Genomic DNA, 13,535 nt, shown 5'->3' on the forward strand with positions numbered 1-13,535 from the left:
ATTCCGGGGCGCGCCCCGGAATGACACGCGAGCTACTCCCCCCATGTCCTCGCCAGCGTCGCGAGCCAGCAGCCTTCGCAATAGCGCGCGTCCTTGTAGTCGATCCAGTTGTGCGCATAGACGCGGTCGAGCGGGATGTCGTAGCGCGCACGCAGCACCTTTACGAGGATCTTCCACGCCGCGACCTGCGCCTCGGTGGGACCGGCCGCAACATCGGGATAGTTGCCGGCGAACTCGACGCCGATCGAATTGTCGCGCACCACCTGGCGATAGGTCGGTCTGTTGTCGATGTACTTGTTGTCGTTGCGGTTGGCGCCGTCGCCATGGGTCGGCACCAGGTTTTCCGCGACCGCCCAATAGACCGTGCCGTCGGTCTCGACCCAGACCGTGACGCCGCGCCGCGTCGGGTTCTTCGACTGCTCCGCCGCGCCGCCGCGGGCCGAGCCCGCCGGCCCCTCGGTCTGGTGCACGATGATGTTGCGCCAGGAATGGGCGCTGCGGACGTCGCCCCACGGCGCCAGCCAGACGATCTTCAGGCCGGGAATGTCGGGCGTGCCGGAGGCGCGCGCGAGCTTTGCGAGTTCAGCGTCGGTTGCGGCGGCGGGTGCGATCAGGAGGGCGGCGAGAATGGCCGCGAGCAGGCGAGACATCATCACAAAGGGTCCAATGCGGACCCGAGCCTAGCACGCTGTCAGGCGAAATTGTGCGCGGCTTCGCCCATGCCGTTCGGCTCGGGCGAGAGCGGCGGTGCCGGATCGTAGACGGCAAAATCGTTCTTGCCGTTCTTCTTGGCGGCATAGAGCGCGTGATCGGCATGCGCGATCAGGCGGTCCGGGAATTGGCCGATGCCGGGATCCCATTGCGCCGCGCCGATCGAGATCGCGATCGGGATGTCGTTGCCGTTGCAGGCCGCAGCGTCCCGACGGCAGACCTCGAGCACACGGCGAGCGATTGCGGCCGCCTCGCGCAAGGAAGAGGACGGCAGCACGACGCAGAACTCGTCACCGCCGGTGCGGGCGAGCATGTCGCCGGGCCGCAGCCGCGTCTGCGCCATCAGGGTGAAGTGCTGGAGGCAGGCATCGCCCGCGGCATGGCCATGGGTGTCGTTGATGGTCTTGAAGCCGTCGAGATCGATCACCAGCAGCGAGAACGGCTCGCCGCTGCGCTCCGAACGGGCGCATTCCTCGGACAGTCGCTGCAACAGATGGCGCCGGTTGGCGACGCCAGTGAGATCGTCGAGCAGCGCGAGGTCGGCGACCTCGCCACGCAGCCGGTCCATCGCCATCAGGAGGAAGCCGAAATTGAGCGTCATCGACAGAAACAGAAGCCCCAGCACCATGACGGCATGGGTCTGACCGCCGGCGACCGCCGAGAAATCGTGGCCGAGCAGATTGCCCACCGCACGGGCAAGGAAGATCGCAATGATGGTGATGATGACGATGCCGGCCAGACGGGCGCCAGGATTGACGTGCCCTTCAGGCGGCAACAGCAACAGACGCAGCGACAGCACCAGCGGCAGGGCCTGGCCGATCGTGTAGCTGAGCATGCGCAGCTGCATGTGCTCGAAGCCGACCATGAAGAAGACGACACTGCCGATGCTGATGATCCCCGTCGCAGCCATAACGCGCCAGGAGACCGGCCGGTCGTAGAAGCGCTGAATGCCCATGGCGGCAAAGCAGCTCGCCGCAATGATACCGGTGGCCCCGATGAGAAGCGGCACGGGAGAGGCGACGAACAGACGGATCAGCGCCGCCATCGCGCCGGCCGCGCCGACGAAGGCCGATGCCATCCAGAACCGTGCGGCCGCGAATTTCGGATAGGAACGCGTCACGTAGGCCCAGATCAGGCCGAGCGCCAGGAAGTTGACGACGAAGACCGTCCAGAGTGTCGGTACGTTCAGCATGGCGCGTGCGGCAAGCGCAGCGCCCCGCCCCCCATTCCTGGCAGCCGTCCGTCCATAACCCATCCCCGTTTTCTTGCGGGGAACAATGCGCGGGTTGCACTTAACGGAGTCTCACTGCGATCCTTCAAAGCGCGCCTTTGGTTTTGGATTCGTGAACGGCGCGCGGATTGTCGGATCGTTAGGCATGTCGCCATCGGCCTCGTGCGGTCGTATCGCGATCCGCCGCGGAGCGGATTCGCGGGCAAAAATTCACCCGAAAACGCATCTGAGCTGTGGATAACGTGATGACACAGATATGACGGCGCGGGGCAGAGACCTGCGAATCTGCTGAGTTTGTCGTCGAGGATGTTGCGAGGCTGGCCCTCCGCCGAGCATCCCTCGTGTCGCGTTCCACCATTAACCCTTGAGAGGATACTATGGCTAAGAAAGCGAAGAAGGCGAAGAAGGCGACAAAGAAGAAGGCCAAGAAGGCCGCGAAGAAGAAGTAGCCAGCATGTTCTTTGCCCGGGTGGAGCTCGCTCCGCCCGGGCGTCGGGTAAGGCTAAGAGAGTTTGAAGATGGCGGGCGCGAGGCCCGCTTTTTTATTGGCTGGAGAAGCTACCGCTCGGCAAACGCGAGCTTGGCGCCGAGTGCGGCAAATCCCGCCGCAAAGCTGCGGCGCAGCCAGGTCATCACCGCGGGGCGGGAGATGACGCGCTCGCGCACGGATGCGGCGCAGAGGCCGTAGACGACGAACACCGCAAACGTCATCGCCATGAAGGCGCCGCTCAATTCCAGCATTCGCGCCAGCACATGGGCCTCGTCCGCCGCGATGAACTGCGGCAGGAAGGCGAGGAAGAAGATCGACAGTTTTGGATTGAGGATGTTGATCAGGAAGCCGGTGACGATGACCCGGCCGCTCGACCGCTCCTTGATCTCGCCCTCCACCGCCAGCGCACCCCGCTCACGCAGCGCCTGCCAGGACATGTAAAGCAGATAGAGAACGCCGCACCATTTCAGCGCGGCGAAGGCGAGCGCGCTGGTGTGGAGCACGGCGGCAAGTCCCAGCATGGCGGCAACCATGTGCGGCACGATCCCGAGCGTGCAGCCGAAGGCGGCAGCCAGGCTGGCGCGGGAGCCGCGCGTCAATGCCGCGGCCAGCGTGTAAAGCACGCCGGTGCCGGGCGAGGCGACGACGATCAGCGAGGTGAGCAGGAAGGACCAGGTCATGAGCAGACCCTACCACCCCGCCTCATGGCAAGAAAGCGGCGCCCGGGATCAGCCGTCAGGATGACGGGGTGCGAACAGACCTGCCCCACAGACAAGGCAATTCCAACACCGTCACCCTGAAGTGCTCGCCTCTTCGGCGAGCCTCGAAGAGTGATGGCCCGGCTGCATCTCGGCCGTTCATCCTTCGAGGCTCGCCACACGACGCTTTGCGCCGCGCGGCTTGCACCTCAGGATGACGAGGTGAGAACTGGCCAGCCCTACAAACAAAGCGGTTCTGACCCGGTCAGACCACCTGCGCGATCTCGGCCTCGCGCAGCACGTCGAGCGGCGCCCAGGGCTTGGCCCAGAATTTGGCGCCGTCGGGCAAGGGCTGGTTCAACGGGCGGCCGGAGGTGACGACGACGTCGAGCTTGGGATTGCGTCCCTTGGCGACATGGGCGAGCTCGACGCCGTTCATGCGGCCAGCAAGCTGCACGTCGGTCACCATCAGGCAGAGCGCGCCTGCGCTCTTCTCGAGCACGCGCTCGGCCGCTTCGGCGCTCTCGCACTGGATGACCTTATAGCCGCTCTCTTCCAGCAGGAGACTGAGCATTTCCCTCTGCATGGGGTCGTCTTCAACGACGAGTGCCGTTGCAGGAAATGGTCTCGATTGTCCCATCGGCGACTCCCAATGCTGCCTGTCTTCGTCCAAGTAACTTACGTTAAGGAGCCAACTCGAATACGGTTCGGTTCCATTCTGAAAAAATGTAAATCATAGTTCCAAAATCGGAGCTTGAGGGGGATCCATGACTGCGATTCGCGGCGCCGCCGCCATCACGGGAGCTGCAAGCGGCATTGGCCGCGCACTCGCCATCGAACTCGCCCAGCGCGGCTGCGACCTTGCGCTCGCCGATCGCGACGAGGCCGGGCTGAAGGCGCTCGCCGCCGAGATCGGCGAAGGAAGCGAGAAGGCACGCAAGGTCACCGTGCATCGCGTCGACGTCAGCGAGCCCGGCGACATCGCGCAGTTCGCAAGCGAAGCGACAGCGGCGCATCCGTCGCTCGGCATCCTCGTCAACAATGCCGGCGTGGCGCTGCTGGGCACCTTCGAGGAGATCGACCAGGCGCAGATGGAGTGGCTGTTCGACATCAATTTCTGGGGCGTGGTGCACGGCACGCGCGCCTTTCTGCCGCACCTGAAGACGATGGAAGCGGCGCATATCGTCAACGTCTCGTCGGTTTTCGGCATCATCGCCCCGCCGGGACAATCGGCCTATGCCGCGGCCAAATTCGCCGTGCGCGGTTTTTCCGAGAGCGTGCGGCACGAGCTCGCGGTCGCCGGAAGCCCGGTGAAGCTGTCGGTCGTGCATCCCGGCGGCGTCGCCACCGCGATCGCGCGGAGCTCGCGCACCGGGGTCGGCGTCACCGACAATGCCCGCCGCTCGCAAATGATCGAGCGGTTCGAGAACGCGGCAAAGACGACACCAAAGGACGCCGCTCTGCGCATCATCAAGGGCATCGAGAGGAACGAGCCCCGCATCCTGATCGGCAACGACGCCCGCTTCATGGACCTGCTGCAGCGCTTCCGCCCGGGGACGTACTGGGCGCCGTTGCAGCGGAGGCTGGAGAAGATGGCGAAGGGGACGAAGTGAGTGTGATGCGACGCCGCCCTCCGCACCCACCGTTGTCGTCCTGGCGAAAGCCAGGACCCATAGCCACCGAACTCAGTTTGGCGAAGGCGGGCAGTTACTCAGCCAATGCAAGTGGCTGAGAGCCGTCGTAACAATTACTCCCTGGGGTAATGGGTCCTGGCTTTCGCCAGGACGACGATGGGGAGTGCCCTCGCAGCCGTCTCCCACCCTCACTGCCCCGCCAGCCGATCGGCAAAATAGCCGATCGTCTTGCGATAGATCACCGCCCTGTTCCACTCCCGCATCGCCTCGAAATTGGCGGTGCCTTCGCCGTAGGGCTGGCCCATCTTGAAGCCGCTGGTGTGGAGCAGGTTCGCGGTCGAGGCGAGCACGTCGGGCACGCTGTGGCGCAGGTCGACGTGGCCGTCGCCGTCGAAATCGACGCCGTACTTGATGTAGGACGACGGCAGGAACTGGGTTTGGCCGATCTCGCCGGCATAGGCGCCGATCAGGTCGCGCAGCGGCAGGTCGCCGCGCTGCACGATCTTGAGGGCGGCGAGCAGCTCGCCCTGGAACAGATCGGTGCGGCGGCAGTCATGCGCGAGCGTCGCCAGCGTGCGGATCACCGGCAGCTTGCCGATGTCGCCCTTGCCAAAATCGCTCTCCAGCCCCCAGATCGCAACCAGGATATAGCGGGGCACGCCGAACTGCTGCTCGATGCGCGAGAGCAGCGCGGCGTGACGCTGCAGCAGCGCCTTGCCGCCATTGATGCGGCCCGGCCCGACGCGGGTCGAAACATACTGCTCAAAGCTCTTGTTGAAGGTGTAGCGCTGGCGCCGGTCGAAGGCGAGCACGGCGCCGTCCTGGGTGATGCCGCTGAACGCCGCACTGGTCACGCTCGCCGAGACGCCGGCTCCTTGCGCTTCCGAGGCCATGCTGGCGACGAAGCCGTTGAAGTCGCCGCCGCAGCGCGCGGCCTGGGCCGGGCCGCCGGCCAGACCAACGAAGCAAGCAGCGGCCAGAGCGTATCTCAGCATGTCGAGCGATCCCCCAAAATCCCAGTGCGAAGCAGCGCGCGATCATGCCCGGGAAAGCGGCAACCGTCAAAGCGGCGCGCTTGATCCGCATCAACGTGTCTCACACCCCGCTTTCTAGATTGAGCGAAACACGAGAGCCGCCCAGGAGACTAGCCTATGACCGGAATTACCTTGACCGCCGAGCAGATCCGCAATGCGCCCGCCTTGGTGCGGCAATGGATCGAGCAGGAGGTGATCACCTCGCTCGGCCTTGCACCGCGGACGCCTGCGGCCGCGCCGCCGCAGGCCGCCCATCTCGTCGCCTGCAGCGTGGAGGACATGGCCGGCGTGCTTGAGCATGTCCGCGGCGTGTTTCCCGCCGTGAACGTGCTGTTCGAGCTCGGCCGTCCCGGCATCAGCATCGGCCAGCCCGCAGTGATGACGTTTCGCCTGATGGACATCCTGCATCACACCCGCCTGCAGGACGTCGGCCAGGTCATGACCTGCCTGGAGATGCTGAACCAGGCACTGACCGAGGTGAGGAAAGACCCATCGGTGCGGTTCTGCGGCTTCGACAATGAGGGCCATTGCCTGATCGCGCCGCAGACCCAGACCAGCATCGCAACGCTGTGGCAGACCATGATGGAACGCCAGCAGGCGGCGCAGGCGCCCGAGGCCGGCAGCCGGATTGCACCGGCGGCTTGAAACGGGCGGCGGCTTTCCGGACAATCGGCAAGGGAATGGGCCGCCGGTGAGAACCGGCGGTATGGTGCAGGCGACTAACGTCTGCGCCCCCTCCTCAACCGATAGAGAGTGCCGATGCCCGCGCCGCGAAACATCCCCGGATCGCTCGTCCTTGCCGCCCTGCTCTGCCTTCTCGCCGTCACCACCGCGACCGCGCAGACGCGCGATGTCGCCGGCAGCCGCGACTATCCCGGCATCGGCCGGTTCGCCGGCAGCGTCATCACCGGCTATGTGGTGAAGGATTTTGACGCCGCGCGGATGCAGGCGGCCGCCTTCAAGGACGGCCAGCCGACCGATGCGCGGCGGCTCGAGGGCCGCGTTGTCCGCATCGCCTATCGCACCAATCCTGGTCCCTCGATCCTGGAAGTGTCGCGCAATTTCGACACGCAGCTCGCGAAAGCCGGCTTCGAGACCCTGCTCGCCTGCGACACCGACGCCTGCGGCGCCATTCCCTTCACGGAAAACATCGACACGCTGCCGATCCCGCAGATGTGGGTCGACGGCTTCAACTACCGCTACTTTGCCGGCCGCAAGAGCGAAGGCGGGCGCGAGACCTATGCCAGCGTCATCGTCAGTCAGAACAACCAGGATATCTATGCGCAGGTCACCGTCGCCGAGCTCGGCGCCATCGCGAACAAGATGGTCGATGCCGCCGCGATGGCGAAGGGCCTGGGCGAGACCGGCCACATCGCGCTCTACGGCATCTATTTCGACACCGACAAGGCCGTGCTGAAGCCGGAGAGCCGCCCGACGCTGGAGCAGATCGCAAAGCTCCTGACCAGCCAGCCGCAGCTCAACGTCTTCATCGTCGGCCACACCGACAGCCAGGGCGCCTACGAGTACAATCTCGACCTGTCGAAACGCCGCGCCGAAGCGGTCGCCGCCGAGCTCGCGAAGAGCTTTCGCATCGCGCAGGCACGCTTGCGCACCGCCGGCGTCGGCCTGCTCGCGCCAGTCGGCTCGAACGCGACGGACGCCGGCCGCGCGCTGAACCGGCGGGTGGAGCTGGTGGCGCCGTAACGCCCAACGCTCGTCATTCCGGGGCGCCCGAAGGGCGAACCCGGAATCCATCACGCAGCAGAGTTGGCGGGTAAATAGATTCCGGGCTCGCGCTAACGCGCGCCCCGGAATGACGGATGAGAGAGTTACCGCTATAGTATCGATGCTCGCGCGGCGCCGTCAGTGGTGCGTTGAGCCAGCATGAGGCGAACCGCCATGCCAAACAATCAGCAACCTCAACCAACCCGCCCCGCCCTCCTGCGCATCCCCCTGTTCCGCCTGCTCGCCATCAACCTCGCGATCGGCGCCTGCGCCGCGGCGCTTCTCGTCGGCGGCCTGCTCTGGCTCAACCCCGGGCATCTGCGCGAGCTGATCCTCGCCGACCGCGCAGGCGGCGTTGCGCTTGTTCTGCTGCTCGCCTCGTTCCTCGTCACCTTCGGTTCCGCGGCAATGGGCAGCGCGATCATGGCGCAGGGACGTAAAGAGGATGATAGCGGGCGCGGCGGCGGACACCAATCGCCGCTCGCCGTCCAGGAACTGGCGCAGCGCAGGCGCACGCATTGAGATGTGCACCGCGAAGATGGAACTCGTCCGCACCGGATCATATTGTCGGCACGCAAACGGGAACACGTGCAGCCCGACGCGCCTCGCTACAAGCGCGTAGCTCTCGCTGCATCGCGAGAGCGGACAAGATGAACAAAGTGATTTGATAGTCCAAGCAATTGTTTCGGCGCGCATCGAAACCAGAGATCGCGATCGACGCATATCTGATGCGCTCACTGCGACACCAACGCTGCGGCGATTTATCTTGCCACCGCATGGCGCGAGTTATATTCTTCTATTCTAGGTTGTCGCCCCGCCAGCCCCGGGCGACACTGAAGACCCAAAATAAACGGCGGGCTTTTCGGCCCGCCGTTTATTGAGGAAGGGCCGCAACGGACCTTACGAAGCGCCGGGCGCATCCATTTCTTGAAATCAGATTTCGCCAATCGAGGGCACGGAGACCTCCGCAGGCCGCGGCTCCATGCTGACAACCCCCAAAGCCATTTGACTATGGCGCCCTTATCGACGACAAGCCGCCATGGCCAAGAAACCCGGGACCAATCCCAAAGGCGAGTTCGCCTTTTTCAACGTCGTCTATGAGGACGGCTCCCAACGCTCCAACCGCCGCGTCCCCGCGGAATTGCTCGGGGGCCTCGAGGGCGACGAGCCCGCCCGCGGCTTCATCATGGAGCAGGACCGCGAGATCGCCGAAAAATCCGGCCGCCCGCCGCTGGCGATCAAGGAGATCGAGCGGGTGGGGGTGAAGAAGAAGTAGGACTTCGAGCGCGACACGCGACGCGTCAGCACAAACGAAAAACGGCGGGCTTTCGGCCCGCCGTTTTCGTCTGGATGCCCGGGTCAGGCCCGGGCATGAGAATCCGAATTAGTTATCCAGGAAGCTCCGCAGCTTCCGGCTCCTCGACGGATGCTTCAGCTTGCGCAGCGCCTTGGCTTCGATCTGGCGAATACGCTCGCGGGTCACCGAGAACTGCTGGCCAACTTCTTCCAGCGTGTGGTCGGTGTTCATGCCGATGCCGAAGCGCATGCGCAGCACGCGCTCTTCGCGCGGAGTGAGCGAGGCGAGCACGCGCGTGGTGGTCTCGCGCAGGTTCGACTGGATCGCGGCGTCGATCGGCAGGATCGCGTTCTTGTCCTCGATGAAATCGCCGAGATGCGAATCCTCTTCGTCACCGACAGGGGTTTCGAGCGACAACGGCTCCTTGGCGATCTTGAGGACCTTGCGGACCTTCTCCAGAGGCATGCCGAGCTTCTCGGCGAGCTCTTCCGGGGTCGGCTCGCGGCCGATCTCGTTGAGCATCTGGCGCGAGGTGCGCACGATCTTATTGATCGTTTCGATCATGTGCACGGGGATGCGGATGGTGCGCGCCTGGTCGGCGATCGAGCGGGTGATCGCCTGCCGGATCCACCACGTCGCGTAGGTCGAGAACTTGTAGCCGCGGCGGTACTCGAACTTGTCGACGGCCTTCATCAGGCCGATGTTGCCTTCCTGGATCAGGTCGAGGAACTGCAGGCCGCGGTTGGTGTACTTCTTCGCAATCGAGATCACGAGACGGAGGTTGGCTTCCACCATCTCCTTCTTGGCCTGGCGGGCTTCGCGCTCGCCCTTCTGCACGGAGTGCACGATCTTGCGGAACTCGACGATCTCCAGGCCGGTGAGCGCGGCGAGTTGATGCACCTCGTGGCGGAGGTCCTTGATGCGGTCCTTCTCGTGGTGGACGAAGTTCTTCCAGCCCTTGGCCGACAGCTTCGAGACGCGGTTGAGCCAGCGCGGATCGAGCTCCGAGCCGGTGTAGTTGCGCAGGAAATCCTCGCGCGCGACGCCGTGGCTGTCGGCGAGACGCATCAGGCGGCCCTCATGCGAGACGAGGCGCTTGTTGATGTCGTAGAGCTGCTCGACGAGACTGTCGATACGCGCCTGGTTGAGGCGCAGCGACTTCACCTCGACGATGATCTCGTCCTTGAGCTTGCGGTACTTGCGCTCCTGGTGCGGCGAGAGCGATGGACCATGCGACGTGCTCTCGAGCTGGTTCTGGATGTCCTGCTCCTGAAGCTTGCGCAGCTTCTTGTAGCTCTCGGCGATCTTGTCGAAGATCTCGACGACCTTGGGCTTGAGCTCGGCCTCGATCGCCGCAAGCGACATCTGGTTCTCGAACTCGTCGTCCTCGTCCATGTCGGCTTCGGCGGCAGCCTCGCCCGGATCCTTCTCGGCCTCGGCGCCGTTGCCGGCGGCAGGCGCGGCGCGGAACGGGGTCGGCGCCGGCGGCGCGGCGGGCGGGGCGACATGCGCGGGCGCAGCCCCGGTCACTGCAACCGCTTCGCCGCCCTCGGCCGTGGCTTCGCCGTTCTCACCGGTCGGGCCGCCGATCATCGCGGTGTTCATGCCGCCCTTGGCTTCGGGGCCGGCATAGGTCGCTTCGAGATCGATGATGTCGCGAAGGAAGATCTTGCCTTCGTTGAGTTCGTCGCGCCAGATGATGATGGCTTGGAAGCTCAGCGGGCTTTCGCACAGCCCTGCGATCATCGCCTCGCGGCCGGCCTCGATGCGCTTGGCGATCGCGATTTCGCCTTCGCGGGAGAGCAGCTCGACGGTGCCCATCTCGCGCAGATACATGCGCACGGGATCGTCGGTGCGCTCGCCCGGCTCGCTCTTCTTGACCTCGGTGACGGCCTTCTGGGTGACCTCGACGAGCTCGTTGTCGGTCTCGTCCTCGCCGCCCTCGTCCTTGTCTTCCTCGCCTTCGCTATCGTCGGCTTCGGTGACGTTGATGCCCATGTCCGAGAGCATGGACATGATGTCCTCGATCTGCTCGGGCGAGGTCTGGTCGGACGGCAACACTTCATTGAGCTGATCGAAGGTCACGAAGCCGCGCTTCTTGGCCTGCTTGATCATCTTCTTCACGGCCGCGTCGGACAGATCGAGCAACGGCGAGGGCGCGTCCTGGGAATCCTTCTCGGGAGCATCCGCTGCCTTGTCGTCTTTTTCCTTGTCCTTCGCCTGCAGCGTCTTTGCCTTGGTGGCCATCCATTGCTCCTAAACGCGTTTCACACAGACGTTCGCCGCGCCTGCCTGAAATCACTTGAACCTGTTGCTCGACGCTCTCGCTTCGTCAGCTCTCGACACGGAAAGGGCGGCGCGCACATCTCTCGCCACCCCCAACTTTCTCTCGCCGGATTTGCCTAACGCTTCGTGAGCCTCTTTGTCGCAGCGGATGCAGGTGTAGTGCCAACAGTTCTCGCGCGGATTCATTCCTGACGCGTCTGTTCTGCCTGCGGCCGCCTCTGGGCCAAAGTGCTACAAGACCGTTAAGCCTCGATTAACCCTGTTTTTGCCGCCAAACCATGGATTTGGCGAGTCTTTTAGCGGTTCCGGCCCCGGCCGTCCGCATGATTCTTTCATCACACGCTCTTCTGGAACCGGCCCGACAGCTCGCCAAAACCCTCGATCAGGGCCTCGGTGCCGTCGACTTCGCCTATCCGAGCCTTGACGTCACGCAGCCACGCCAAATTGGCCTCGCTGGGGTCCTCCCCCAAGGCCAGCTCGGCGTCCTTCAGCTCTCTAAGTAGTGAATGCCATTGCCGATGCAAGGCAACCAGCTGATGCCAAGTGGAGAGAACGTCGTCCCGTGCCGCGCCTTCCCGCGCGCCCCACACCGCCGCGGTCGTGATGCCATTCTCAACCCTTTGAAGAAGCTGAGAAAATCCTCCCTTTTCGATGTCGGCCCGCATCTTCTCGGCCAGCTCGCCAGGGTCCGGCGAGTGGTGATGGTCGTTGGCGAAAGCGGCGATAATGCCGGCGCGGAGCTTGTGGGCCTCCGGATGGGCGAATTCCAGGGCGGCCACCTCCTCGAGGTGCTCATGCAGCAGCCAGGGGTGGTTGATCAGGCATTGCAGGATCAGGGCCTCCCTGCGGGAGATGACGCTGCGCTGGCCCTTCATGATCGGGCTCGTCGCGAGCTGGGGGCTCGCCGCCTGGTAGGGGCCGGAGGGTAGCGGGGTGGGGCCGGGCGCGCCGCGGAACCCCTGGCCGCCGAATCGATTCGCCTGCCCGCCGCTCCGCGGCTGGAACGGGCGGCCGCTCTGACCGGGGCGGAAATTGCCACGGCCGGCAAAGCCGCCGCGCCCGCTCTCGGGCGCAAACGTACGCTGAAGCCGCTCGGCGAGATCCTGGCGATAATAGCGCCGCACCACCTCGTCGCGGATGCCGCCCGCGAGCTCCTTGATGCGCGCCTCCAGTGCAGCGCGCCGCTCGGGGGTGGCGAAGTTGCCGCCTTCGAGCTCGCGCGACCAGAGCATGTCGGCGAGCGGACGCGCCGCCGCGATCACCTCTTCCATCGCGCCACGCCCGCCGGAGCGGACGAGATCGTCGGGGTCCTGCCCTTCCGGCAGCAGCGCAAAGCGCAAGCTTTTTCCGGGCGCGAGAAACGGCAAGGCGAGATCGGCCGCACGATAGGCCGCCTTCTGGCCGGCCCTGTCGCCGTCGAAGCAGAGGATCGGCTCGTCCGCCATCTTCCAGAGCAGCGCGAGCTGGTTTTCGGTGAGCGCGGTGCCGAGCGGCGCCACGCTGCCGGCAAAGCCCGCGGTGACCATGGCGATGACGTCGACATAGCCTTCGACCACGATCAGCGCGCTGCCGTCATGCGTGGCTTTGCGCGCGGTCTGGTGGTTGTAGAGATTGTCGCCCTTGTGGAAGAGCGGCGTCTCCGGCGAGTTCAGGTATTTGGCCGGAACGTCCTTCTCCAGCGCGCGTCCGCCGAAGGCGATGACGCGGCCGCGCAGATCGGTGATCGGAAACATCACGCGATCGCGGAAGCGGTCATAGGGCACGGGAATATCGTCGCCGCCGATCAGCAGGCCGGTCTCGACCATGTCGTCGACGGAGACGCCGAGCTTGCCGAGATGCTCCTTCAGCGCGAAGCGATCGGGCGAGGCATAGCCGAGGCGGAACTGCAATTGCGTCGCCGGCGAGATGGCGCGATCGGCGAGATAGCCGCGCGCCTTGGCGCCGACGCGCGAAGCCAGCGTTTCGGCGAAATACTTTGCCGCGAGATCCATGACGTCATGCAGCGAGCGGCGCCGCTGCTCCTGGCGCGCCGCATCGGGCGTCACCGCCGGCAGCGGCAGGCCCGCCATGCTCGCGAGCCGCTCGACCGCCTCTGCGAACGGCAGGCCGTCGGTCTCCATCACGAAGGTGATGATGTCGCCATGCTTGCCGGAGGAGAAGTCGTGGTAAAAACCCTTCTGGTCGTTGACGTAGAAGGACGGCGTCTTCTCCTGCTGGAACGGCGACAGCCCCTTCCACTCCCGTCCGGCCTTCTTCAGCTTGACGCGCTTGCCCACGACTTCGGAAACCGAAAGCCGGGCACGCAGCTCGTCGAGGAATTGGGGCGTGAAGCGCATGGGGGTGTGTCTAGCGCGAAACCGTGTGAGTCGGGCGAAGGATCAGGGATATAGGTGCGGCCCGCCCAAAAGTCAGGTTTGTCAGGCTTATCC

Annotated in this window: 12 protein-coding genes; 5 read left to right on the top strand and 7 right to left on the bottom strand. The window is 64.9% G+C overall.

What is annotated here, in order from left to right:
* Positions 1–32 precede the first annotated feature (32 nt).
* The 4 genes from ACVWW6_RS42085 to ACVWW6_RS42100 form a co-directional block, all read right to left on the bottom strand.
* Positions 33–656, bottom strand: coding sequence for a peptidoglycan recognition protein family protein (locus ACVWW6_RS42085; protein ID WP_038965437.1), 624 nt, complete (start codon positions 654–656; stop codon positions 33–35).
* 35 nt (positions 657–691) lie between these two features.
* Complete coding sequence (locus ACVWW6_RS42090; RefSeq protein ID WP_028172868.1) at positions 692–1,903, bottom strand: GGDEF domain-containing protein; 1,212 nt, start codon at positions 1,901–1,903, stop codon at positions 692–694.
* A gap of 597 nt (positions 1,904–2,500) precedes the next feature.
* Entirely contained in the window at positions 2,501–3,112 is a 612-nt protein-coding gene (locus ACVWW6_RS42095) for a LysE family translocator (protein WP_011090076.1), read from the bottom strand.
* 283 nt (positions 3,113–3,395) lie between these two features.
* Positions 3,396–3,770 (bottom strand): response regulator, encoded by a 375-nt coding sequence (locus ACVWW6_RS42100; RefSeq protein WP_304548321.1) that lies wholly within the window; start codon positions 3,768–3,770, stop codon positions 3,396–3,398.
* Positions 3,771–3,897: 127 nt separating this feature from the next.
* Here ACVWW6_RS42100 and ACVWW6_RS42105 point away from each other — a divergent pair, with 127 nt between their 5' ends.
* Positions 3,898–4,743: an SDR family NAD(P)-dependent oxidoreductase gene (locus tag ACVWW6_RS42105; protein WP_028172867.1), complete on the top strand. Its 846-nt coding sequence runs from the start codon at positions 3,898–3,900 to the stop codon at positions 4,741–4,743.
* A gap of 209 nt (positions 4,744–4,952) precedes the next feature.
* Here ACVWW6_RS42105 and ACVWW6_RS42110 read toward each other — a convergent pair whose 3' ends face one another.
* The gene (locus ACVWW6_RS42110; protein ID WP_304548322.1) at positions 4,953–5,759 is read right to left on the bottom strand and encodes a lytic murein transglycosylase; all 807 of its coding nucleotides are present in this window, start codon (positions 5,757–5,759) and stop codon (positions 4,953–4,955) included.
* A 156-nt stretch (positions 5,760–5,915) separates the two neighbouring features.
* On the opposite strand from ACVWW6_RS42110, the gene ACVWW6_RS42115 reads away from it, so the two are divergent.
* The 4 genes from ACVWW6_RS42115 (at position 5,916) to ACVWW6_RS42130 (ending at position 8,799) form a co-directional block, all read left to right on the top strand.
* On the top strand, positions 5,916–6,443 hold the full coding sequence (locus tag ACVWW6_RS42115; RefSeq protein ID WP_011090080.1) for a hypothetical protein: 528 nt from the start codon (positions 5,916–5,918) through the stop codon (positions 6,441–6,443).
* 114 nt (positions 6,444–6,557) lie between these two features.
* The gene (locus ACVWW6_RS42120; RefSeq protein WP_456682857.1) at positions 6,558–7,502 is read left to right on the top strand and encodes an OmpA family protein; all 945 of its coding nucleotides are present in this window, start codon (positions 6,558–6,560) and stop codon (positions 7,500–7,502) included.
* 195 nt (positions 7,503–7,697) lie between these two features.
* Positions 7,698–8,045, top strand: coding sequence for a hypothetical protein (locus ACVWW6_RS42125; RefSeq protein WP_304548324.1), 348 nt, complete (start codon positions 7,698–7,700; stop codon positions 8,043–8,045).
* Positions 8,046–8,562: 517 nt separating this feature from the next.
* Positions 8,563–8,799, top strand: a complete 237-nt coding sequence (locus tag ACVWW6_RS42130) for a hypothetical protein (protein ID WP_011090083.1) — start codon at positions 8,563–8,565, stop codon at positions 8,797–8,799.
* Between the two features lie 108 nt (positions 8,800–8,907).
* Here ACVWW6_RS42130 and rpoD read toward each other — a convergent pair whose 3' ends face one another.
* The gene (gene rpoD, locus ACVWW6_RS42135; protein ID WP_011090084.1) at positions 8,908–11,067 is read right to left on the bottom strand and encodes an RNA polymerase sigma factor RpoD; all 2,160 of its coding nucleotides are present in this window, start codon (positions 11,065–11,067) and stop codon (positions 8,908–8,910) included.
* A gap of 374 nt (positions 11,068–11,441) precedes the next feature.
* Positions 11,442–13,442 (bottom strand): DNA primase, encoded by a 2,001-nt coding sequence (gene dnaG / locus ACVWW6_RS42140; RefSeq protein WP_304548325.1) that lies wholly within the window; start codon positions 13,440–13,442, stop codon positions 11,442–11,444.
* Between the last annotated feature and the right edge of the window lie 93 nt (positions 13,443–13,535).

The organism is Bradyrhizobium sp. USDA 3311 (genome assembly GCF_054062495.1).

Bases quoted from the DNA above. Each gene is read 5' to 3' on its own strand.
- ACVWW6_RS42115 (WP_011090080.1), top strand. From the start codon at position 5,916: ATGACCGGAATTACCTTGACCGCCGAGCAGATCCGCAATGCGCCCGCC.
- ACVWW6_RS42090 (WP_028172868.1), bottom strand. From the start codon at position 1,903: ATGCTGAACGTACCGACACTCTGGACGGTCTTCGTCGTCAACTTCCTG.
- ACVWW6_RS42130 (WP_011090083.1), top strand. From the start codon at position 8,563: ATGGCCAAGAAACCCGGGACCAATCCCAAAGGCGAGTTCGCCTTTTTC.
- ACVWW6_RS42105 (WP_028172867.1), top strand. From the start codon at position 3,898: ATGACTGCGATTCGCGGCGCCGCCGCCATCACGGGAGCTGCAAGCGGC.
- ACVWW6_RS42095 (WP_011090076.1), bottom strand. From the start codon at position 3,112: ATGACCTGGTCCTTCCTGCTCACCTCGCTGATCGTCGTCGCCTCGCCC.
- rpoD (WP_011090084.1), bottom strand. From the start codon at position 11,067: ATGGCCACCAAGGCAAAGACGCTGCAGGCGAAGGACAAGGAAAAAGAC.
- ACVWW6_RS42100 (WP_304548321.1), bottom strand. From the start codon at position 3,770: ATGGGACAATCGAGACCATTTCCTGCAACGGCACTCGTCGTTGAAGAC.
- ACVWW6_RS42110 (WP_304548322.1), bottom strand. From the start codon at position 5,759: ATGCTGAGATACGCTCTGGCCGCTGCTTGCTTCGTTGGTCTGGCCGGC.
- dnaG (WP_304548325.1), bottom strand. From the start codon at position 13,442: ATGCGCTTCACGCCCCAATTCCTCGACGAGCTGCGTGCCCGGCTTTCG.
- ACVWW6_RS42120 (WP_456682857.1), top strand. From the start codon at position 6,558: ATGCCCGCGCCGCGAAACATCCCCGGATCGCTCGTCCTTGCCGCCCTG.
- ACVWW6_RS42125 (WP_304548324.1), top strand. From the start codon at position 7,698: ATGCCAAACAATCAGCAACCTCAACCAACCCGCCCCGCCCTCCTGCGC.